27 protein-coding genes and 1 riboswitch are annotated in these 21,793 nt (G+C 51.7%); of the genes, 21 read left to right on the top strand and 6 right to left on the bottom strand.

All coding sequences use genetic code 11. The features are described from left to right. The first annotated feature begins 180 nt into the window (after positions 1-180). The 8 genes from CNE01S_RS24700 (at position 181) to zigA (ending at position 9,113) form a co-directional block, all read left to right on the top strand. Positions 181-546: a copper resistance protein gene (locus CNE01S_RS24700; protein ID WP_072279183.1), complete on the top strand. Its 366-nt coding sequence runs from the start codon at positions 181-183 to the stop codon at positions 544-546. 48 nt (positions 547-594) lie between these two features. After that, positions 595-2,481, top strand: a complete 1,887-nt coding sequence (locus CNE01S_RS19565) for a protein-disulfide reductase DsbD family protein (protein ID WP_061277883.1) — start codon at positions 595-597, stop codon at positions 2,479-2,481. Next, complete coding sequence (locus tag CNE01S_RS19560) at positions 2,478-3,107, top strand: DsbA family protein (protein ID WP_061277882.1); 630 nt, start codon at positions 2,478-2,480, stop codon at positions 3,105-3,107. Before CNE01S_RS19565 ends, CNE01S_RS19560 begins: the two co-directional genes overlap by 4 nt. Beyond that, entirely contained in the window at positions 3,097-3,600 is a 504-nt protein-coding gene (locus tag CNE01S_RS19555; RefSeq protein WP_061277881.1) for a protein disulfide oxidoreductase, read from the top strand. Before CNE01S_RS19560 ends, CNE01S_RS19555 begins: the two co-directional genes overlap by 11 nt. A gap of 251 nt (positions 3,601-3,851) precedes the next feature. Further along, the gene (gene nac, locus CNE01S_RS19545) at positions 3,852-4,769 is read left to right on the top strand and encodes a nitrogen assimilation transcriptional regulator NAC (protein ID WP_008458002.1); all 918 of its coding nucleotides are present in this window, start codon (positions 3,852-3,854) and stop codon (positions 4,767-4,769) included. A gap of 106 nt (positions 4,770-4,875) precedes the next feature. Further along, on the top strand, positions 4,876-5,820 hold the full coding sequence (cbl, locus tag CNE01S_RS19540; RefSeq protein ID WP_061277879.1) for an HTH-type transcriptional regulator Cbl: 945 nt from the start codon (positions 4,876-4,878) through the stop codon (positions 5,818-5,820). A gap of 385 nt (positions 5,821-6,205) precedes the next feature. Further along, positions 6,206-7,750, top strand: a complete 1,545-nt coding sequence (locus CNE01S_RS19535; RefSeq protein WP_061277878.1) for a methyl-accepting chemotaxis protein — start codon at positions 6,206-6,208, stop codon at positions 7,748-7,750. Positions 7,751-7,892: 142 nt separating this feature from the next. Then, positions 7,893-9,113 carry a zinc metallochaperone GTPase ZigA gene (zigA, locus tag CNE01S_RS19530; RefSeq protein ID WP_061277877.1) on the top strand — a complete coding sequence of 407 codons (1,221 nt, stop codon included), beginning with the start codon at positions 7,893-7,895 and terminating at the stop codon, positions 9,111-9,113. Positions 9,114-9,157: 44 nt separating this feature from the next. Here the strand turns inward: zigA and CNE01S_RS19525 are convergent, their stop codons facing one another. From CNE01S_RS19525 to CNE01S_RS19510, 4 genes are read right to left on the bottom strand one after another with little or no spacing between them, the layout of a single operon-like run. Then, complete coding sequence (locus CNE01S_RS19525) at positions 9,158-10,090, bottom strand: ABC transporter substrate-binding protein (protein WP_061277876.1); 933 nt, start codon at positions 10,088-10,090, stop codon at positions 9,158-9,160. Between the two features lie 25 nt (positions 10,091-10,115). Beyond that, a complete protein-coding gene (locus CNE01S_RS19520) occupies positions 10,116-10,886 on the bottom strand; it encodes an ABC transporter permease (RefSeq protein WP_061277875.1) in 771 nt (256 codons plus the stop codon). After that, on the bottom strand, positions 10,883-11,623 hold the full coding sequence (locus CNE01S_RS19515; protein WP_061277874.1) for an ABC transporter ATP-binding protein: 741 nt from the start codon (positions 11,621-11,623) through the stop codon (positions 10,883-10,885). Before CNE01S_RS19515 ends, CNE01S_RS19520 begins: the two co-directional genes overlap by 4 nt. Beyond that, entirely contained in the window at positions 11,620-12,300 is a 681-nt protein-coding gene (locus tag CNE01S_RS19510; RefSeq protein ID WP_061277873.1) for a TenA family protein, read from the bottom strand. The genes CNE01S_RS19515 and CNE01S_RS19510 overlap by 4 nt, the downstream gene beginning before the upstream one ends. Positions 12,301-12,359: 59 nt before the next feature. Continuing rightward, positions 12,360-12,461: riboswitch (TPP riboswitch) on the bottom strand. A 163-nt stretch (positions 12,462-12,624) separates the two neighbouring features. Here CNE01S_RS19510 and CNE01S_RS19505 point away from each other — a divergent pair. The 4 genes from CNE01S_RS19505 (at position 12,625) to CNE01S_RS19490 (ending at position 16,386) form a co-directional block, all read left to right on the top strand. Continuing rightward, positions 12,625-13,647, top strand: coding sequence for an LLM class flavin-dependent oxidoreductase (locus CNE01S_RS19505; RefSeq protein ID WP_061277872.1), 1,023 nt, complete (start codon positions 12,625-12,627; stop codon positions 13,645-13,647). A gap of 24 nt (positions 13,648-13,671) precedes the next feature. Continuing rightward, on the top strand, positions 13,672-14,247 hold the full coding sequence (locus CNE01S_RS19500) for a DUF1349 domain-containing protein (RefSeq protein ID WP_061277871.1): 576 nt from the start codon (positions 13,672-13,674) through the stop codon (positions 14,245-14,247). 195 nt (positions 14,248-14,442) lie between these two features. After that, positions 14,443-15,171: a MerR family transcriptional regulator gene (locus CNE01S_RS19495; protein ID WP_061277870.1), complete on the top strand. Its 729-nt coding sequence runs from the start codon at positions 14,443-14,445 to the stop codon at positions 15,169-15,171. Between the two features lie 255 nt (positions 15,172-15,426). After that, the gene (locus tag CNE01S_RS19490; RefSeq protein ID WP_061277869.1) at positions 15,427-16,386 is read left to right on the top strand and encodes a YbgA family protein; all 960 of its coding nucleotides are present in this window, start codon (positions 15,427-15,429) and stop codon (positions 16,384-16,386) included. A gap of 41 nt (positions 16,387-16,427) precedes the next feature. On the opposite strand, the gene CNE01S_RS19485 is transcribed toward CNE01S_RS19490, so the two are convergent. Both CNE01S_RS19485 and CNE01S_RS19480 read right to left on the bottom strand, forming a co-directional pair. Beyond that, positions 16,428-16,757, bottom strand: coding sequence for a gamma-glutamylcyclotransferase family protein (locus CNE01S_RS19485; protein WP_061277868.1), 330 nt, complete (start codon positions 16,755-16,757; stop codon positions 16,428-16,430). A gap of 170 nt (positions 16,758-16,927) precedes the next feature. Continuing rightward, positions 16,928-17,146, bottom strand: coding sequence for a helix-turn-helix domain-containing protein (locus CNE01S_RS19480; protein WP_061277867.1), 219 nt, complete (start codon positions 17,144-17,146; stop codon positions 16,928-16,930). Between the two features lie 119 nt (positions 17,147-17,265). On the opposite strand from CNE01S_RS19480, the gene CNE01S_RS24695 reads away from it, so the two are divergent. From CNE01S_RS24695 to CNE01S_RS19435, 9 genes are all read left to right on the top strand, one after another. After that, positions 17,266-17,526 carry a helix-turn-helix domain-containing protein gene (locus tag CNE01S_RS24695; protein WP_072279182.1) on the top strand — a complete coding sequence of 87 codons (261 nt, stop codon included), beginning with the start codon at positions 17,266-17,268 and terminating at the stop codon, positions 17,524-17,526. Between the two features lie 103 nt (positions 17,527-17,629). Further along, positions 17,630-17,890 (top strand): helix-turn-helix domain-containing protein, encoded by a 261-nt coding sequence (locus CNE01S_RS19470; RefSeq protein ID WP_061277889.1) that lies wholly within the window; start codon positions 17,630-17,632, stop codon positions 17,888-17,890. A gap of 544 nt (positions 17,891-18,434) precedes the next feature. Next, positions 18,435-19,298, top strand: coding sequence for a DUF6387 family protein (locus tag CNE01S_RS19465; protein WP_061277865.1), 864 nt, complete (start codon positions 18,435-18,437; stop codon positions 19,296-19,298). Between the two features lie 147 nt (positions 19,299-19,445). Continuing rightward, complete coding sequence (locus tag CNE01S_RS19460; protein WP_005969708.1) at positions 19,446-19,664, top strand: helix-turn-helix transcriptional regulator; 219 nt, start codon at positions 19,446-19,448, stop codon at positions 19,662-19,664. A gap of 32 nt (positions 19,665-19,696) precedes the next feature. Then, on the top strand, positions 19,697-20,011 hold the full coding sequence (locus CNE01S_RS19455; protein ID WP_061277864.1) for a hypothetical protein: 315 nt from the start codon (positions 19,697-19,699) through the stop codon (positions 20,009-20,011). Between the two features lie 78 nt (positions 20,012-20,089). Further along, complete coding sequence (locus CNE01S_RS19450) at positions 20,090-20,386, top strand: hypothetical protein (RefSeq protein ID WP_061277863.1); 297 nt, start codon at positions 20,090-20,092, stop codon at positions 20,384-20,386. A gap of 81 nt (positions 20,387-20,467) precedes the next feature. Further along, positions 20,468-20,704: a hypothetical protein gene (locus CNE01S_RS19445; RefSeq protein WP_061277888.1), complete on the top strand. Its 237-nt coding sequence runs from the start codon at positions 20,468-20,470 to the stop codon at positions 20,702-20,704. A 39-nt stretch (positions 20,705-20,743) separates the two neighbouring features. Then, the gene (locus CNE01S_RS19440; RefSeq protein ID WP_061277862.1) at positions 20,744-21,094 is read left to right on the top strand and encodes a hypothetical protein; all 351 of its coding nucleotides are present in this window, start codon (positions 20,744-20,746) and stop codon (positions 21,092-21,094) included. A 67-nt stretch (positions 21,095-21,161) separates the two neighbouring features. Continuing rightward, complete coding sequence (locus CNE01S_RS19435; RefSeq protein WP_174522189.1) at positions 21,162-21,407, top strand: H-NS family histone-like protein; 246 nt, start codon at positions 21,162-21,164, stop codon at positions 21,405-21,407. Positions 21,408-21,793: the final 386 nt, after the last annotated feature.

Raw genomic sequence — 21,793 nt, 5'->3', positions numbered from 1 at the left:
GAGGCGCATATTAGCGAGGCCACACGGGCTTGTCAAAGCCTCCCAGGCACCTTTTGTATCGTTTGCCGATAAAACAAGCAAACTTCACCAGAAATCATGCTCAGACATAACTTTACAGCACAAAGATTGCCAATCTTTCGCCAGCCGCTAAGATAAGCCGGGTTAAACAGTGAGGACCTGATGATAAAACAGCGGCGAATAGGGATTTGGTTTCTTTGCCTGGCATGTGTTGTGGTACTGGTGTGTACCGCACAGCGCATGGCGGGCCTGCACGCGTTGCAGATGGAAACCGTAGCCGGCGCCGTTGCTGCTCAGGCCGAGAACCCGCAGGCCGACGGTGACTCACCGGTCACGCCGTGCGAACTTAGCGCCAAATCATTATTGAGCGTGCCACCAGTCTTGTTTGACGGGGCGTTGTTTGCCCTTTGCCTGCTACTTTCACTGCTGGCCCCCGTGCGTTCCACGCGAATGCCGTTCTCACCCCCAAGAGCCACTTCACCGCCCACCCTAAGGGTGCATCTACGCTTCTGCGTGTTCCGTGAATGACAGACCGGCTGTTACCTACAGTTAGTTAATCATTTACGGAGAAAAAACATGTTTATTCGCTTCAGGCAGGCGCTGCTGTGCCTGCTCATGCTATGGCTGCCCGTGTCCTGGGCGGCAGAGTCTGGCTGGCTGCAATCGCCGGATAACGATCACGCCAGCGTCAGGCTGCGCGCGGACACCTCGGGCAATAACGAAACGCGTCTTTTACTGGACGTGAAGCTAGAAAAAGGGTGGAAAACCTACTGGCGCTCCCCTGGGGAAGGCGGCGTTGCGCCGGCCATTACCTGGCAGGGAAACATGCCGAAAGTGGAGTGGTTCTGGCCCACGCCAGCGCGTTTTGACGTCGCCGGGATCACCACCCAGGGCTATCACGACCGGGTTACCATTCCAATGGTGTTTCACGGCCAGATGCCGGAAACTGTCCGTGGCGTGCTGACACTTTCTACCTGCAGTAACGTCTGCCTGCTGACCGATTATTCCTTTAGCGTCACGCCTTCCGCGGCAGATGCTCAGTTTGCCCATGATTTTGCTCAGGCGATGGGCCAGGTGCCGGTTGTCAGCGGACTGACGGATTCACTCAAGGCGGGCTATCGCCAGGGAAGCCTGGTTATCGACGCCGTGCGTGCCGGAGGCTGGATAAATCCGGGCCTTTATCTGGATCCGCCGGAAGAGGCCGATCTTGGCAAGCCAACGTTCCGCATTGATGGCGACTCGCTGCAGGCCACGGTGCCGGTCAGCGACAGCTGGGGTGAGGGCGCCCCGGATCTGCGTGGGAAATCGGTTACCCTGGTTTTGGCCGACAACGGCATTGCTCAGCAAAACACGCTCACCATTGGCTCAGCTCCTGCAGCGGCAGGGGGAAATGATGCCTTCCCGCTTTGGCAGGTGGTGCTGATGGCGCTGGTGGGGGGCCTGATCCTTAATCTGATGCCGTGCGTACTGCCGGTACTGGGGATGAAGCTTGGCTCGATTCTGCTGGTGCAGCAGAAAGACCGGGGCCTGGTGCGGCGCCAGTTTTTAGCCTCGGTCGCGGGGATCATCGCTTCCTTTATGGTGCTGGCGCTGCTGATGACCATCCTGCGGCTGACTAACCAGGCGCTGGGCTGGGGCATTCAGTTCCAGAACCCTTGGTTTATCGGCTTTATGGCGCTGGTGATGCTGGCTTTCAGTGCGAACCTGTTTGGCCTGTTTGAATTCAGGCTCTCTTCCAATATGAATACCCGGCTGGCAACGCAGGGTGGCAACGGTATGGCCGGGCATTTCTGGCAGGGTGCGTTTGCCACGCTGCTGGCGACGCCGTGCAGCGCGCCTTTCCTCGGGACTGCGGTGGCAGTTGCGCTCACGGCCTCTTATCCGGTGCTGTGGGGGCTGTTCCTGGCATTAGGACTGGGGATGAGCCTGCCGTGGCTGCTGATCGCGCTTCGTCCCGGTCTGGCCATGCGTTTGCCTCGTCCGGGTAAGTGGATGACCTGGCTTCGCCGCGTGCTGGGCCTGCTGATGTTAGGTTCGGCTATCTGGCTGGCAAGTCTGTTGCTGGTGCATTTCGGCGTTTCGGGCAGCAAGCCGGCGCAGGAAAACATCGCCTGGCAGCCGCTCAGCGAGCAGGCGATTCAGGACGCACTGGCGCAGCATAAACGCGTTTTTATCGATGTCACCGCCGACTGGTGCATTACCTGCAAAGCCAACAAATACAACGTGCTCAATAAAGAGGATGTGCAGGCTGCGCTGCAGGCGCCGGACGTGGTTGCCCTGCGCGGCGACTGGACGCTGCCGTCCCAGCAAATCACTGACTTTTTGAGAAGCCGTGGCCAGGTCGCCGTGCCGTTCAACCAAATTTATGGCCCAGGCCTGCCGGAAGGCAAAGTGCTGCCTACGTTACTGTCACGCGATTCGGTGCTGACAACCCTGGATGAAGCCAAAGGAGCAACACCATGAAATACGTCTTTATTCTGATCCTCTCGCTGTTCTCCGGCCTGGCGCTGGCAGCAAAAGAAGAGCCCGCTCCGTTTTCCGCCGAGCAGCAAAAGCAGCTGGAAGTGTTGATTGAGCAGGCGCTGTTTAACGATCCGGCCAGCCCGCGCTTCGGCGCCAAAAAGCCGGTATTAACCCTGGTGAACTTCACCGATTACAACTGTCCGTACTGCAAACAGCTCGATCCGATGCTTGAAAAAATTGTGCAGAAATACCCGGATGTGGCGGTGATCGTGAAACCTCTGCCGTTTAAAGGCGAAAGCTCCGTGTTGTCTGCACGTACGGTGTTGACCACCTGGCGTCAGCATCCGGATCAGTTCCTGGCGCTGCATGAAAAACTGATGCAGAAAAAGGGCTATCACGATGCGGCGAGCATTGCGACTGCGGTTGAAAAGAGTGGGACAACGCCGGTAACCCCGGACGAAAAAAGCATGGAAACCTTAAGCACCAACCTTCAGCTAGCGCGCATCGTGGGCGTGCAGGGCACGCCAGCCACCATTATTGGCGATGAAATGATCCCCGGTGCGGTACCGTGGGAAACGCTGGAAGAGGTGGTAAAAGAAAAACTGGCGGCCGCTCATGGCAAGTAAACTGCGGCGCTGGCTGCGGGAAGGATTAATTCTGTTGGTTTTGCTGGCGGGCGTGATGCTGGTGATGGACTGGTGGCGTGCACCCCAGTCACCAGCGTCCTTTGATGCCACGCCGTTGTACACGCTGGACGGGCAGGATGTCACGCTCGGCGCGCTGAGCGCGGAGCGCCCGCTGCTGGTTTATTTCTGGGCCAGCTGGTGTGCTGTCTGTCGTTTCACCACGCCGGACGTTGCGAAGCTGCAGGCCGAAGGGCAGAACGTGATAACCATTGCGCTTCGCTCTGGGAATGACAGTGAGGTTTCCCGCTGGCTGGCGCGTAAAGGTGTGAGTTTCCCGGTGATCAACGACGCCGACGGCGCAATCTCCCGCAGTTGGCAGATTGGCGTCACGCCTACGTTTGTTATCGTCGAAAAAGGCAAGGTGGTGTCCACCACCAGCGGTTGGACGAGCTACTGGGGAATGAAAATGCGCCTGTGGTGGGCCGGCGTGTGAATCATCGTGTCGGCTTATCACCGGCACGCTGTTTTTTGCTGAAATGCACCGCAATGGTGCATTTGTACCTCTTATGGGGCATGAGCAAGCCTCCTGTTTCGTTAATCCCCGCGAGTTCTTTATCAGTTTCTCTTATTATCCAGCCTGTTAACGCGTTTGCGCCGTAAACGAGAAATGTGGCAAGCATATTGCAAAACCCTTTACGACATCACTGCCATCACTGGCGCTGGCATTCCGTAATAGGGGGCAAAATGAATTTAAGACGACTGAAGTACTTCGTAAAAATTGTTGATATTGGCAGCCTGACACAGGCGGCAGAAGTACTGCACATCGCACAGCCGGCGCTAAGCCAGCAGGTTGCCACTCTGGAAGGGGAGTTGGATCAGCAGCTGTTGATCCGCACTAAGCGCGGCGTCACGCCAACGGAAGCCGGGAAAATTTTATATGCTCACGCGCGGACGATTCTGCGCCAGTGTGAGCAGGCTCAGCTGGCGGTGAATAACGTTGGCCAGACTATGCAAGGCCTTGTTTCCATTGGTCTTGCGCCGGGTATGGCTGCGTCCTCTATCACCATGCCGCTGCTGCAGGCCGTGCGCGCCGAGCTGCCGGATGTGCAAGTGTATCTGCATGAAAATAGTGGTTCACAGCTGAATGACAAACTGCTCAGCGGGCAGCTTGATATGGCCGTGCTGTATGACCGCACGCCTACGGCGGGGCTGACCAGCCAGCCGCTGCTGAAAGAGGATTTATTCCTTGTGGGCACCCGCGACTGCCCGGGCAACAGTGTTGATTTGTCGGACGTTGCCGCCATGAATCTTTTCCTGCCACGCGACTACAGCGCAGTGCGCAAGCGCGTGGACGAAGCATTTTCCCTGCGTCGCCTGACGGCAAAAATTATCGGTGAGATCGAGTCTATTTCGACCTTAACTGCGGCCATTGCCAGCGGTATGGGCGTGACCGTGTTGCCGGAATCCGCCGCTCGTTCACTTGCCGATTCAGCCGGTGGCTGGATGGCTCGCATTACCAGCCCGTCGTTAAATTTACCTCTGTCGCTGAACCTGTCCGCGCGTTTACCGCTGTCGCCTCAGGCCCAGGCGGTAAAAGAAATTCTTATGTCTTTGGTAACCCGTCCTGCTTTGGAAAATCGCGAACTGATGCTGGTGGGCTAAGTCCGCTTATTACTAAATGGAATAGGTTGCTGGTTTTTATTATTTGTCCCGCCGGGGCTGTGACTTTAACAATGGTGTAAAGAACAGTCATGATCCCGGGGGCGATGTGAATTTCCAGCAACTTAAAATAATCCGCGAGGCGGCGCGGCGGGACTACAATCTCACCGAAGTCGCCAATATGCTTTTCACCTCTCAGTCTGGCGTCAGCCGCCATATTCGCGAGCTGGAAGAAGAGCTGGGGATTGAAATATTCATTCGCCGCGGCAAACGGTTATTAGGTATGACCGAACCGGGTAAAGCCCTGTTAGTGATTGCCGAACGCATTCTCAATGAAGCCAGCAACGTGCGTCGCCTGGCCGATCTTTTCACCAACGACACCAGCGGTGTGCTAACAATAGCCACCACCCACACGCAGGCTCGTTACAGCCTGCCGGTCGTGATCAAAGCTTTCCGCGCCTTATTTCCAGAAGTTCGGCTCGAACTGATTCAGGGCACGCCGCAGGAAATTGAATCGCTGTTGCACAGCGGAGCTGCCGATATCGGCATCGCCAGCGAACGCCTGAGTACCGATCCTCTGGTGGTGGCTTATCCCTGGTTCCGCTGGTATCACAGCCTGTTGGTTCTACAGGGGCATCCGTTAATTCATACCAGCCCGCTAACGCTGGACGATATTAGCCGCTGGCCGCTGATCACCTACCGGCAGGGCATTACCGGGCGTTCCCGTATCGATGAAGCATTTGCCCGGCGCGGTTTAACTGCGGATGTGGTACTCAGTGCGCAGGATTCTGACGTCGTAAAAACCTACGTTGAACTCGGCCTGGGCATTGGGCTGGTGGCCGACCAGGCCAGCGGCGAAGAGGGGAGCCTGGTGCGGCTGGACACGCGCCACTTATTTGACGCGAATACCGTCTGGCTCGGGATCCGCCGTGGGCAACTGCAGCGGAACTATGTCTGGCGCTTTATTGAGCTGTGCAACCCTGAGCTGTCGGTCGAAGAGATTAAGCGCCTGGCGCTGGAGCCGGAAGAACCCGCCATCGATTATCAAATCTGATATTTCCCCGCGCTGATCAGGGTAATTCAGAGTTGTTAATAAATTATTAAATAATTAAATAAATCGGCGCGTGGTGAATTTATATTTGCCGCGCGCTTGCTGTATTTAAAAAAATAGTGTTGGGGAAACTATTCCCGCAAGAAAAATAGAAGTAAAAATCGTTCCCTATCGCAAATTACCGATCAATCGCGATTCAATTAATAGCTTTCAGCTATCTATCTGGCCTGACCATAAGAAAAAACCGATCAAATTCATAAAGTTAATCTGAATATATCCGATAAGCCTGTACGAGGTGCTTCCATCCCTTTGTGCTATTTATTTTCTGCTGTTTCGGCCGCAGGGGATTTCGCGCATTCATAAAAATATGCTTCCCAAGGGAGAAAAAATGTCACTACATGATGTAAAAATTCGCAGCAAATTAACGCTGACGATTGCTATTTTTATTGTGCTGATGATCTTCAGCTCAGGGCTTTCTTTGCTCAGCCTGAGTCGGGCAAATACCGGCATTCAAACGATTGTTAATAATGATTACCCAACAACCGTTAAAGCCAACGATCTGATTGAGAGTTTCCAGGAGTTTGTGAATACGCAGCAGCTGATGCTGCTGGATGAAGCAGGTGCATTTCGCCAGAAGTCAGAAAAACACCTGGCGGAGATCAGCGCGCATATTACAGCGTTGCTGGCAGACTTGAACAAATCCAGCACCGACGCCGCTTCACAAAAAGCGCTGCGGGAACTGGCCGATATTCGTAAAGAGTATCTGGACTCGCGTTTCCGTATTTTACAGGCGGTTCAACAGAACGATCGCGCCGCCGCGCTGCAGGAAATGATGTCTACCACCATCCAGGTTCAGGAAAAATACAAAGACAAGGTGCAGGAACTGATCGTTATCCAGAACCAAAAGATGACTTCTGCGGGGCAACAGGTAGATAAAGATTACCGCTCTAACCGCCTGGTTACTGTCCTTCTGACCTTGCTGAGTATCGCGCTGGGCAGCCTGATTGGCATGTTCATCGTTCGTTCCATCACCCGCCCGCTGGTTCAGGCCGTTGAGTTTGCCGAGGCGATTGCAGAAGGTGACCTGACGGGCAGCATCACGGTGACCCATAAAGACGAAACAGGCGAACTGTTGCAGGCGCTGATGAGCATGAAAGTCCGCCTGCAAGAGATTGTCCACCAGGTTCAGCAGGGGTCGGAGACTATCTCTTCTGCCGCCGCGCAAATTGTTGCCGGGAACCAGGATCTTGCGGCGCGCACGGAAGAGCAGGCCAGCTCGGTAGAGGAAACGGCTGCTTCTATGGAGCAGATTACCTCTACGGTGAAAAACACCTTTGACCACACCAACGAGGCAACCAAACTCTCTTCCGAAGCCGCAACGGTGGTGAAAAACAACGGCCAGATGATGTCTCAGGTCACCAACAAAATGCGCGTGATTAATGAAACCTCCAATCGTATGTCGGACATCATTAACCTTATCGACTCCATTGCGTTCCAGACTAACATTCTGGCGCTGAATGCGGCGGTGGAAGCGGCTCGCGCCGGAGAACACGGCCGTGGTTTTGCCGTGGTGGCCGGGGAAGTTCGCCAACTGGCGCAAAAAAGTGCTTCATCTGCGAGTGAGATCAGAAGCCTGATTGAGAACTCAACCACCCAGACTCGTGAAGGCATGGGGCTGGTGGAAAAAGCGAACGCGCAGATTGCCGGTATGATCGAAAACGTGCAGGAAATGAACACCATCCTCGGGGAGATCAAGCAGGCCAGCCAGGAGCAAACCGACGGCATTTCCCAGATCAACAGCGCCATTGGCATGATTGACTCCACCACCCAGCAAAACTCCGCGCTGGTAGAGGAGTCGGTCGCGGCGGCGGCGTCGCTTAACGACCAGGCAAAACAGCTGCGTGACCTGGTGCGCGTGTTCCGCCTGCAGTAACCTTTCATTCCTTCTTTAAGCCAGCATCCGCTGGCTTTTTTCATTTCTACGTTTGGTTTTTTCGCTTCGGCATGACAACACAAAACATTGTTGTTATGTTATAACATATCAATAATAACTGCGCAGTCAGTAAGGAGTCGCAATGTCATCGTTAACACAGGCCAGCAATCGGCCAAAAAAACTGCCCGTAACAGTGCTGTCCGGTTTTTTAGGAGCCGGAAAAACCACTTTGCTGAATCATATTTTAAATAACCGGGAAGGGCGGCGGGTGGCGGTGATCGTCAACGATATGTCCGAGGTGAACATTGACGCCGCGCTGGTGCGTGAGGGCGGTTCAAGCCTGACGCGCACCGATGAAAAGCTGGTGGAGATGAGCAATGGCTGCATTTGCTGCACCCTGCGCGAAGACTTGCTGGTGGAAATTAGCCAGCTTGCTCGGGAAGGACGTTTTGATAACCTGGTCATCGAATCTACCGGTATTTCCGAACCGCTGCCCGTGGCTGAGACATTCACCTTTGTGGACGACAAGGGCGAAAGCCTGTCCGATATCGCCCAGCTAGACACGATGGTGACGGTGGTGGACGGCTTTAACTTCCTTCGGGATTATGAGTCTCATGAGAGCATTCAGTCTCGTGGAGAGTCTATGGGTGAAGAGGACGAACGCACCGTAGTTGACCTGCTGATTGACCAGATAGAATTTTGCGACGTTCTTATTCTCAATAAAACCGACCTTATCGGCGATGCAGAGAAACGCCGCCTGGTGTCCGTACTGCATTCTCTTAACCCTCGGGCAAAAATCATCACTTCGGCGTTTAGCCAGGTTAGCCTCGACCAGGTTCTGAATACCGGGCTGTTTGATTTTGACGCCGCGGCCCAGGCACCGGGCTGGCTAAAAGAGCTGCGAGGGGAGCATACGCCCGAAACCGAAGAATACGGCATTCGTAATTTTGTCTTTCGCGCCCGGCGTCCCTTCCACCCGGCGCGATTTCAGATGGTGACCGACGGCGGGCTAAAAGGCGTGATTCGCTCCAAAGGTTTTTTCTGGCTGGCGAGTCGTCCTCAGCATGCCGGATCCTGGTCCCACGCCGGCGGCGTAATGCGCCAGGGGCTGGCTGGCATGTGGTGGGCCAGCATTCCTCGTGAACAGTGGCCGCAGGATGCCGAAAGCCTCCGACACATTTTAAAGTACTGGGAAGACGGCATTGGCGATGCGCGTCAGGAGATTGTTTTCATCGGCATTGATATGGATGAGGCGGATCTGCGCGAGAAACTAGAGTATGCCTTACTCACCGATGCCGAAATGGCCGAAGGTCCCAAAGCCTGGGCACGCTATTACGATCCAATAGATGCCTGGTTTGACTGACGGAATGCCCGGCCGCCCGTTTGCAGGCGGCCGGACTATCTGGCTTAGTGCAGTTCTACGGCGTAGTCATCTACCGGGGTGATTTTCTTGATCAGCTTGTTATCAAACAGGAACTGCTCATAGGCCTGGTAGCGGGCCCGGTCGAGTTTGGCTGGGTCGGCGGCAAACAGCGGCAGACTTGCCTGCCAGGCCTGCTTATTCAGTTCGGTGTTCAGCTCCGCGTGGGCTTTGGCAAAGGCCTGCCAGGTTTCCTGCGGATGCGCCTGCAGGTACTCATTGCCTTTTTTCAGCGCGGCGAGGAATTTTTTGATCTTCGGTTCACTGGCCGTTTTACGGTTCGCCACAAAAATCAGCTCATCGTAGGCCGGGACGCCGTAGTCCTCGACGTTAAACACCACCGGCGTTTTCCCCTGAAGCTTCAGCTCAAGCGCTTCGATATTGCGGTAGCCACCGATCACCGCATCCACCTGGCCCGCCAGCAGGGCGCTGGTCAGCTGGAAGTTGACGTTGATGAGCTTCATTTCTTCCGGTTTAACATGCTCATGGTTAAGCATGGTGGCAAGCGTCGCCTGCTCGATACCGCTGACGGAATAGCCGATTTTTTTGCCTTTGAGATCCGCCGGAGATTTGATGCTTTGGTCCAGCGTCATCACGGTGTTCAGCGGGGAGTTAATCAGCGTGCCGACGCGCACCAGCGGCAGGCCCTGATCGGCAAAAAAGTGCAGCTGTGGCTGGTAGGTTATGGCCAGATCGGCCTGCCCGGCGGCAACCAGGCGCGGCGGTAGCGCCGGGTCAGACGGAGGGATGATCTTCACGTCCAGCCCTTCGGCCTTAAAAGCGCCAATTTGTTCGGCCACCATAATCGGTGCGTGATCGGGGTTAATGTACCAGTCCAGCACCAGGGTTAGCTTTTCAGCGGCGGAGGCCTGAGCGGCAAAGGCGGCGGTGAGCAGCAGGCCACACAGCGTTTTTTTCATTTTCTGAATTCCTTAATTAAGACGGTTATGCGTTGTTTTCAGGCGACCAGGCAATCAGCCGCCGCAGCAGGGCATCGACCGCCAGCCAAAGCAGAACGGTCATCAGGACTAAAATAAACAGCGCGGCAAAGCAGACGTCGGTTTGCATGCGGGCGTTGGCGTTGAGCATGACGTAGCCCAGCCCTTCGGCAGAGCCAACCCATTCGCCAATAATTGCCCCGATGGGGGCCACGGCGGCGGCCATGCGCAGCCCCGAGCCAAAAGCAGGCAGCGCAGCCATCAGCCGAACGTGCCTGAGCTGCGCCCAGCGTGAAGCCCCCATCGTGCGGGCCAGATCCAGATAGTCGTTGTTCACCCGACGCAGGCCATCGAAGAACGACGACACCACCGGGAAGAAGATAACCAGTACCGCCATCGCCACTTTGGCGCTCATGCCAAAGCCGAACCACAGCACCAGTAGCGGTGCCAGAGCAAAGACCGGAATAGCCTGGCTGGTGAGTACCAGCGGCATCAGCCAGCGCTGCAGGCGGGGGGAAAACATCATGCCCAGCGCCAGGCCTGCGCCGAGGAGCACGCCCAGAACAAGCCCGCTGATAATCTCTGAGGCGGTGACCAGCGTGTGCCAGGCGAGATAATCGCGGCCATCCCACAGTGCCTGCGCCACGCCAGCGGGAGAGGGCAGAAGAAAGGCGGGAATATTGCCGAGAGTGAACAGATACCAAAGCAGTAATAGCCCGGCAAAAACGGTCAGCCCACGGCGCAGGCGTGTAGCATGTGTCTCTGACATCGGCTTCATTCGGCGGCCCTCATCAATTGCTGCAGCAGCCCGGCCTGGCTTTGGAGCAGATCCACATCGTCCGGTGCGCGGGGCGGTTGCCCGGCAATAACATGCGTATCGTCGATACCCGCTGGCCAACGAGACAGCACCAGCAGGCGGTGACTGAGCCGACAGGCTTCCATCGGATCGTGGGTGATCAGCAGCACGGTATTGTTTGCCAACAGCCTGGCCGCCAGATCCTGAATGGCCGTGCGGGTGATGGCGTCCAGCGCCGAAAACGGCTCATCCATCAGCACTATCGGGCGCTTTTCGTAAAGCGTTCTGGCGATGGCGGCGCGCTGCCTCATCCCCCCCGACAGCGAGGCGGGCAAGGCTTTGGCATAGCCACCCAGCCCGACCTGCTCAATCAAATGCCCGGTCCACTGGCTGTCGACCGCTTCACCACGAAGGCGAGACCCGAGGGCGACGTTTTGCTCGATGCTGAGCCACGGATAGAGCAAATCGTTCTGCCCCATCCAGGCGATGCGCCCCGAAACCGGCAGGCCGTCGCTGCAGGTCACGCTACCGGCACTGCCCTGTGCCAGCCCGGCGATGATCTTTAGCAGGCTGGTTTTACCTGCCCCGCTCGCGCCCAACAGGGTAACGAAGCTGCCGCCAGGAATATCAAAATTCAGCCGCTCAAAAATGGTCTGCTGGCCAAACCGCAGGCTGAGATCGCGAACCTGAATGCCCGGCGAAGTCGCGCTGTCGGTCATGAGGCATTCAGCCCCATCTGCCAGAACGCGGATTCAAGCTGCGTCGCGGTGGTAAAAATCTTCGATAGCTCCGGGAAACGGCTTTCCGCGCCACGCTGGTGGCCTACGTTTTCGAGCAACTGCACAGCGGCCTGTACACCGGTGAGATAGCCTTCATCGCCATAGTTACGGATCCAGTTCGCGTAGGGATTGCCTGTCATCACCGTGTCGGGGTTATGCAGCAGGCCAAGGCCGATTTCTGCATACCCGGCCACGCAGGGCAGCAGGGCAGCCAGCAAATCGAGCGCGTCACCTGAATGACCAATATCCAGCACGTAGCGGGTGTAATTCAGGGTTTCAGGCGCTTCCTCTTCGGCGGCCATCTGCGTCTCGTCCAGTCCCCAGCTTTGACAGTAAGCCACGTGGAGCGGCAGTTCGGAGACAATGGCATTTAGCGAAGCGGTCGCGGAGCGCATTTCCGGCAGCGTGTGGAGTTTGCTGACCAGCAGCGCGTAGGCGCGGGCAAAATGAATCAGGAAAAGGTAATCCTGGGTCAGATAGCGTTGGAATGCAGCTTTAGGCAGCGTGCCGGCGGCGAGCTGCTGCAAAAAAGGATGATTGACGTAATCCTGCCAGTGATGGCCGGCCTGCTCACGCAGTCGTCCGTAAAGGCCGTTTTCGAAAAGTGGGGTGTACATGGGACCTCCTGGGTAAATGGAGATCCGGGCGCGCAGAGGTATGAACAGACAATAACAGAACTGTCATTGTCGACCGTCCCTTCGCTGGCATGACCCAGATCAGGTTCAAAGGGTTCGGCTTGCGCCATCTCAGCCCATACAGGACACCCCTCGGAGGTGCCTGTTATACGACATTTACTTTTTGATTACAATCGCCGGGCGCAGTGTCTGCCCCTGCTGAAACCGACGATCCGTTTAGTGCGGTATCGCAATATTTTGCTGGCACTCGGGGCGGGAATTTTGTCACTGTAGGCCGGTTACCCCCGAGTCTAAGGACGATATCCGATGAAAAAGATTGGCTTTCTCTCGTTTGGTCACTGGTCGCCTGCCGCTCAGTCAGGCACGCGCTCTGCGGCGGATACGCTGCTGCAGTCCATCGACCTTGCCGTTGCCGCCGAAGAGCTTGGCGCGGACGGCGCTTATTTCCGCGTGCACCACTTTGCTCGCCAGCTAAGCTCGCCTTTCCCGCTGCTGGCGGCCATTGGGGCAAAAACTAAACGTATTGAAATCGGCACCGGCGTTATCGATATGCGCTATGAAAACCCGCTTTACATGGTGGAGGACGCGGGCGCGGCGGACTTGATCTCCGGGGGCCGTCTGCAGCTTGGGATCAGCCGTGGCTCGCCGGAGCAGGTGATCGACGGCTGGCGTTATTTTGGCTATGTGCCAGGGGAAGGAGAAACCGAGTCTGATATGGCGCGTCGTCATACCGAAGTGTTCCTCGAGGCGCTGAAAGGGGAAGGTTTTGCCGAGCCGAACCCGCAGCCAATGTTTCCTAATCCGCCGGGTCTGCTGCGCCTTGAGCCGTTTTCTGCCGGGCTGCGGGAGCGTATCTGGTGGGGGGCAAGCTCCAATGCGACCTCGGTTTGGGCGGCACAGTTGGGGATGAACCTGCAAAGCTCCACGTTGAAAACCGATGAAACCGGCGAGCCGTTCCATATCCAGCAGGCGAAGCAAATCCGCGCCTATCGCGCCGCCTGGAAAGAAGCTGGTCACGCGCGTGAGCCACGCGTTTCCGTTAGCCGCAGCATCTTCGCGTTAATGGACCAGCGTGACCGCAACTACTTTGGCGGCAGCGGTAAAGAAGGCGACCAGGTCGGCTATATCGAGCCACAAACCCGGGCCATTTTTGGCCGCAGCTATGCCGCTGAGCCGGAACTGCTCATTAAGCAACTGGCGCAGGATGAAGCGATTGCTGAAGCCGACACGCTGCTGTTAACCGTGCCAAACCAGCTGGGCGTGGACTATAACGTGCATGTAATCGAATCTATTCTGAAGCACGTTGCGCCAGCGCTGGGCTGGCGTTAAATACAACAGGGAAAAGGTCATGCCATGAACACGGATTTTTACTGGATTAATGCGCCAAAAGTCTGGCGTGAAGGCGACGGCGTGCTTTCTGTCGTCACCGACGAACAAACCGATTTTTGGCGCAAAACGTGGTACGGCTTTGAGCGCTTCTCCGGCCATTTTTATGGCTGCGATGTGAGCGGGGATTTTACCTTCCAGGTGAAGGTAAAAGCGGATTTTAGCGCGCTCTACGATCAGGCTGGTATCATGCTGTTGATGGATGAATCCCACTGGCTAAAAGCGGGGATCGAGTTTAACGACGGCGCCCCGGCCATTGGCAGCGTGCTGACGCTGGGCCATTCCGACTGGGCAACCGGCGTGTTTCCTGGTAATGCGAATCTGTTCTGGATGCGCCTGACCCGAAAAGGCGACAGTCTGCGGCTGCAGTATTCTGCCGACGGCAAAACCTGGCCGCTACTGAGGCTGGCGCATTTCCCGGCATCCGACACATGCAGGGTTGGGGTAATGTGCTGCACCCCGCAGCGCGGTGGGCTGGCGGTGAACTTCGAAGAGATTAGGCTGAGTGAGGCGCTGAATAACGACCTGCACGATTTAAGCTAATTATCCCTTTAGTCGGCCGGGTCCCTGCCAGACTTTTCTCTGGTGGGGATTTCTTCAGCCGTGGGTATCAAAGCCGGTAACAGGGTGAACGTTTTCCCTTTGGGCATTGAAAATAAAGTGCGACGCTTTGCGCTTCGTTCAGCCCGGCATAATTCGTAGTATATTGTGAATATTCATGGTTATCAGGTGCATCTCATGACTTACTCTATCGGCGAATTTGCCAGGCTGTGTGGGATAAACGCCACCACGCTCCGTGCCTGGCAGCGTCGTTACGGCCTGCTTAAGCCGCTGCGTACCGAAGGTGGCCACCGGCAGTACAGCGATGCCGATATCCAGCAGGCGCTTAACATTCTCGACTGGGTGAAAAAAGGGGTGCCCGTCAGTCAGGTGAAGCCGCTGCTGGCCCGGCCTGAAACGCGCAGAGCGGACAATTGGCAAGGCCTGCAGGAAAGTATGCTGCAGCGGCTGAATGAGGGAAAGATCGAATCCCTTCGCCAGCTTATCTACGATGCAGGTCGGGAGTATCCCCGCGCAGAACTGGTGACGGAGGTTTTGCGCCCCTTGCGCAGTAAAGTCTCGGCTAACGTACCGGCAATCATGACCCTGCGCGAAATCCTTGACGGTATCATTATCGCCTACACCTCATTTTGCCTCGAAGGGGATAAGCGAGCGGCGGGTGACAACTGCCTGATTACCGGCTGGCATCTGAACGACCCCTGTGAAATCTGGCTGGAAGCGCTCAGACGTACCGGTCAGGGGCACCGTATCGACGTGCTTCCAGTTCCGCCTGCCGTACTGGCCCCGGAAATCTTTCCCGATCGAAAATGGCTGCTGGTCACATCCGGTAAGTTGACGGCGGCACGCAAAAAGCAACTGGAGCTCTGGCAGCTGCAGGGCGCTACTCTCGAGATCATTCCCCTCTAGTTCGTTCGGCACCGCCGCGACATGCTCATCAAACGACCTGCTGAAAACGTGGTGGGTCGATCTTTGCTGTCAAAAATGAAAATTCTCGCATCGAACTCATTACTTCAATAAATTGAAATTATTGGTTTTTATGAAAAACCTTAATCTAAACTTGGACAAATTTAAGCATTTGTGCAAGTTTTAATTATACACAACGTCAGTGACCCTGGGCACAGTCACGCGTTTATTCACCCGCAAAGCAGAGAGGATAAAGCCATGAACACGAAACCTGTGATTGGGATCAGCGGCTGTTTAACCGGTTCGGCTGTGCGATTTGACGGCGGGCACAAACGAATGGCCTTTGTAATGGAGGGGTTGGCTCAGAGTGTGACGTTCAAACCCGTTTGCCCGGAAATGGCGATTGGGCTACCTGTCCCCCGGCCTGCTCTGCGCCTGGTTAAATTAGGGGAGGGGGACATCAGAATGCGTTTCAGCCAGGCCCCGCATGATGACGTCACGGAAAAAATGGCCGATTTCGCCACGAACTATGTCTCGGGGCTGGATGGACTTACTGGATTTATCGTTTGTGCTAAGTCGCCGAGCTGCGGTATGGAACGTGTCAGGCTGTACGACGTGAAGGGCAATCCTGGCCGTAAGGAGGGCGTGGGAACGTTCACCAAAGCGTTGCTGGAGAAATTCCCCTGGCTGCCGGTGGAAGAAGATGGTCGCCTGCATGATCCGATGCTGCGGGAGAACTTTGTGGAGCGCGTTTTCGCACTGCATGAGCTGAACACGCTGCGGGCCAGCGGCCTGAGCCGCCGTGCGTTACTCGATTTCCATAGCCGGTACAAACTTCAGCTGCTGGCACACCATCAGGCGGGTTACCGTGAAATTGGGCCTTTCGTCGCCTCATTGCATCAGTGGGACGACCTGGACAGCTTCTTTGTGGCCTACCGCGAGAAACTGATGGCTATCCTTAAAATGCCCGCCTCGCGGAAAAATCACACCAATGTGTTGATGCATATTCAGGGATATTTTCGTCCACAGTTGAATACTCGCCAGCGCGGTGAGCTGCGGGATGTGATCCTGCACTATCGCGATGGGTTGTTGCCGATCCTGGCTCCCCTGACGCTGCTAAAACATTATCTGGCGGAATACCCGGACCGTTATCTGCAGACGCAGAACTACTTTAACCCTTATCCGGACTATTTAGCGCTGAGGCTTGCCGTGAATTAACCGGCTAAAAGTAGGAGACCGGACTTGCTTTCGGTCTTCTGCTAACGCTGCGGCTGCAACTCATAAATCCACGCGGTGACGGTGCGGCCATCACGCGTGGTGACCTCGACTTCAACACGATCGTAACCGTCTTCAAATTCGTCCAGCATTGGCCAGTGTTCTTTCAGATTTTGAGAGAAAAACAGATAGCCGTTAACCTCCGGGCCACTTTTATCCAGCACGATGCCTGGAAAGTCGGCAGCTGCTCCCCAGCCCCGTTGGTAAAAAGTGCCGCGCACATAGCCCGGCAGCCACTCTCCGCCAATGTTTTCCATGATATGTGCATTAACGTGGCCGGGGCGGAGCGTGCCGTAGACAAACAATGATTCCATTTTTCCTCAACGCGTAAAGCAACTAATCAAGACTAGAGAAGGGGATTCAACATACGGCGTATTGGGGCGGCTGGCAACGGGAACGCAGAGGGAAAAGGGAATACATTGCCGTTCGCCCGACCTTTATTGGCATAGCTCAAATAAAGATCGGGAGATTGGTTTTAGCGTCACTAATTTTCCTGTTTATGATAACGGGACGGCCAAATCTGTTGTGGCGCAACGCCCAGTTCTTCAGCGATCAACCGTTCCCCTTTGGGCCAGCGTCTTGTTAGTGCATTTGCTAGCGTGGAGGACGCTAAACCTGCATTACGCGAAACTGCAGCCAGTGAGGTTCCTTTCTTTCTTAACCCGGCGATGATGTCTGCCGGGTGCCAGTCAGTAGCAGTCATTTTTACCTTCCTTGTTCTGTCGTTTCTAATAAAACTCTTTTGTTCAGGATGTCTAAACAAGAGCGATGTTAAGTAATGCTAAACATTAAGTCAATGTATGATCATTGATGGTACTTTTGATGCTCCCGGTTCGTCTCAAAACAGCTCGATTAAATGCTCATCTGACTCAGGAACGGCTGGGTGTTCTGGCCGGTATAGAGGAAGAAACAGCCCGATCTCGTATTTCTCAGTACGAGGGTGGGGTACATCGCCCGACGTTTGAAATGATGTGTGCTTTTGCCAAAGTACTTAACATACCGGAATGCTATTTCTATACGGTTGATGATGATTTTGCGGAAAGGGTTTTGGCGCTTTATCTGAAAGATCAGGAACATTCCTGATAGCAGCACGGCTGTTTTGCCCCTGTTGTTCAGGAACTCTAAGCATTTCATCTGTATAGTAATGCTAAACATGCGGGCAATATTCTTTATGGATGGTGCCGCTATGTTGCCCGCTCGTCTTAAAACTGCTCGCTTACGGGCTAATTTCACTCAAGAGAAATTAGGGATATCGGCTGGTATTGAAGAGGCTACGGCTCGCTCACGCGTATCTCAATACGAGAGTGGAATACACCGCCCAACGTTTGAAATGATGTGTGCTTTTGCCAAAGTACTTAACGTACCGGAATGCTATTTCTATACGGTTGATGATGATTTTGCAGCGGCAGTGCTGGATCTCTATAGCCAGTGGGAAGGCCAATCCTGAATTTAGACCCTCAGTTGCTTTGTGCGTCGAGGCAGTTAATTAATCCGATGAAAATCCGGTATTCATAATGCCGCGTGAAAGTAGGGTGTTTAAAAAAGCAAAAAGCCCGCTTAAGTTTCCTTAAGCGGGCTTCTCAAATATGGCTCCTCTGACTGGACTCGAACTTCATCTGTATCTCCTGTTATTAGTGACTTTTTTAAAGGTAACTATATTTTTACCAACATATTTACCATCATTATTATTTTATTATCAATAAAATGTCAATTAAAAACAATTGGTTGTTGTCATAACCATCTAACTATACGAATCTGATTTCACTTTATATATCAACATGATGTTGTCGTTATTTTTGTTAAAGGAATTGATGTAAAACAATTAGTTATTTTTTATTAAAGAAAGAATGTTTAGTCAAGATGAACGCTCTTACATCCAAGATCACTTCTCTGCTCTCACATCATTTTGAAAACCCGCCCCCTCTTTTCCACTTTCTCTATCATCTTGAATGGGTTAACTTTTATGAAACATAAAAGCAATCGGTAGAACAATGACTACACAAAAGGAAATGGAAGATATCAGGGCAGCCTTATCTTGGTTTGATGTGCGCCGATATGATGGCCTGAAAGATCTCACCCTAGAACAAATCTATGCAGAGCTTGAAAGACGGATGCTTGCTTACAAAACGAGGCAACAATGGGAAACAGCAGGCAAAAGTAATCAAATGCAAGCGATATACCATGATGCCAAAATCCGATGTGGTGATGTGATACTTAAATCGGACTGGATTTCAGACAATCACAGACTGTCACATAGCTATGCTGTCAGGCCGATGACCAGAGTTCAATTGTTCAACTATGGGCGGGCTATGTATCGGCTGGAGACTTCAGAGCAAACAGACCCTGTTGCAGTGAGTTCGGACTACATCTCTGAGTATCTCAAACAAGGAGGCATGAACCCTGCTAACAAGATGCTGATTGAAATTGACTTGGAAGAAGCCAGCAGTGACGATCTCGCAGAACACCTGAAAGTACTGATTGCTTTATGGCAAAAGCAACTAAAAACGCCTAAACCCCCGAAGCGAAAGTTTAGGTTTGGTCATAAGACCTTTGAAAGAATACTTGATTACAAAGTTATCCCTTTGATGGATTTGATCTCATGGGAACAGCTCTATAACGAAGGTAAGAATATACCTTTCACAATTTTAGCTGACATCCTGCATGGTAATAATGGGATCAGAAGTAGTGAGAACATCAAAGATACTGATTATCATTACGCAAAAAGTTATCTTGATAACGATGAGTACTTCAAAGTTTTAAATGATTTTTATATTAAAAACAATGTGTTAAAGGATTGGGGTGTCGTTGACGTGATAACACTTAACGATAAATCCTCGGATAAAAACAAAAAGTAAACACAAGGGATGTTCACAACCTGCGAACGTCCCTATAAAGAGTACCCCTCCAAAAATTTCCGCGAAACTCACTGTTGGTGAACATCCCTAGTTTAATACTAGCCAAAATCCTAGAATTATCTCCATCGAACAACACAGGAGATAAACATGGTTCAAAACAAAACAGATAAACATCCAAAACTTATTCGGTTGCCCGAAGTAATAAGGAGAACGGGATTTGGAAAGACATGGATCTATACACTTATTAAAGCTGGACGCTTTCCATCGCAGGTTAAAACGGGTTTAAGGTCTATTGCCTTTATAGAAAGTGAGATTGATGCATGGATTGAGAAAATCATTTCTGATTCACGTCCTGTATCTGAATAACAAATATTTTAATAACAACAAGAGGAAATAAAATGAATAATCAAGAAATGGAAAGTATTAAAGAGTTATCCACAAAAACATTTTTTGCTATGGCAAAGTATCTTTATGTGGCTGGAATGCTGATATATAAAGAGCAAGGAGATCATGAGTTAGTCGCATCTATTATGTTAGATAATAATAGAACGGAATCGTATCTTTCACATGTTAAAGATTATCTGGCTAAGCGTTTTGATGGGCATATGGAAGAAGCTGGTAAAAGAGAAAGACTGATTTATGTTGATATGGATAAAGTTATATTGGAAATGAAAAGTGTCCATATAAAGGCATTGCTTTTTGGCATGGGCTAACAGCAGAGTATTCGGCCCCGAAAGGGGCTAATAAAAATACAATGAATTAAATAAGCATTTAACTATGAGGATATAAATATGTCTAAAGATACGATAGGTATTAATAAATCAATCGAACTGTTCTATGACCTTGCATGCAGATCGTTTTCCGCAAGCTGGAATATGTTCATGGAAGTTAATGGAGATGGTGACGCCAATGATTATTTGGATGATCCAGATTTTATGAGTCCATTTATTATCCATGTGATTAATCATATTCAGAACAATTTTGAAAGGTTCACTGCCCAAGAAGGTAATAGTGGTGATATTAATCAGGTTAACTTTGAACTGGTCGCTGCCATGTTAGTCGAGTATTCAGAAAACTTTAGAAAGTAAAAAAATAATCTTTCCTCGTAAGGGGCTAACAAAAAATATAAGAGGAAAATATAAATGGTAAACAACAACGAACAAAGTTCTATGACAAATAAACTATCTATAGTTGTAAGCGTGTTGTGTGATGGAACTCCAGAAATAATGAATACTATTCAAGAGCGTTTTGAAATATTTGTTGCTATTACTGGATATTCAGTAGAAGAAATTATGGATGATAAGAATATACTTGATGAGTTAAATCGATTTATTAATAACGAGCTAGTAGATGATTTGGGGCTGGAGTATGACTGTGTCGTCATCAATATCGGTTATAACAACTAATTTTTTACTGACTATTAACTGAAAAGTGAGGATGAGAAAATGAAAGAGATTGTATTGAACAGTTATGATAAAACAAAAAACCATCTTATTGCTAACATTTTACAAGGGTTTTGTGATGAGATATATAATATTTATGAAAGTGATCCTGAAACAGCAATCTATATTATGAGTTGGGGTAAGCTTTCAGAAGTTATTTATGATGTAGTGATAACTCGTGAGGTAATGAAATACTCTATTAAAAATAATTTGGCTGGTGTAAATAAAAATGATTTAAAGGATGAAATATTACATTGGCATCTTGATCATATCATTGAACTTGTTTCAAGAAATATAAATCAGGATGGAAATGAAGATCCTGTTTATTGGAAGCTGAAAATGACAGTTGTTTGATCTTAAATATTATGATTATTCCCTCGAAAGAGGGAAATACATGAATGATAAAACCAAGGGTTATAATATGATTGATGAATTCTACGTAATGTATATGTATAGAAAAATCCAAGCTGAAGCAGCTACAACTGATTTAAAAACCTTGAACCAACTGTTGAAGAAGCTCCGCAAGGTAGTAGCGGAGCGCCGTGAAGAATACTATCTGGAGATTGGTGAGAAAAGGGCACAAGAGCTAAGGTGCGAGAGGCTACAAAAAATATGGGAGAAAATGAAACGTGACAGAGTTTTACCAGAAGATCTTATTGACAGGTAATAACCAGTCACAATAACGTATTTAACTGGCGGCTACGCCGCTCTTCTTTATGGATAAATCCATCATCAACAGGGGTGAACCCTGTTCCAGCAATGTGATTGTCTTGAACAATCACTAAGTGCTGATTCTGTGAATATATTTCATATGTTGAAGAGTAAATAGCCTATTTTATAAACTTAACACTAAACTCTATCATGGGATCGGTTTTACAATAGAATGATGAAACGATCTAAATCCGATCCTTTTCGACTTTCCTAGCCAATATGAAAACTACCTTATCAAGATGAAAATATATTAATTTCAGTGTTAGGGCGTAGCCGTGCTTCAGCACATGAGCGTTAGCTCATAGAGGGCAGTGATTTTCAAAAAAGATGTTAGTGCAATAA

This window comes from Cedecea neteri NBRC 105707 = ATCC 33855, from assembly GCF_001571265.1.
In the GTDB taxonomy this organism is placed as follows: domain Bacteria; phylum Pseudomonadota; class Gammaproteobacteria; order Enterobacterales; family Enterobacteriaceae; genus Cedecea; species Cedecea neteri.
The sequence above is the reverse complement of the archived record's forward strand: the minus strand, read 5'-3'. Positions and strand labels throughout refer to the sequence as shown.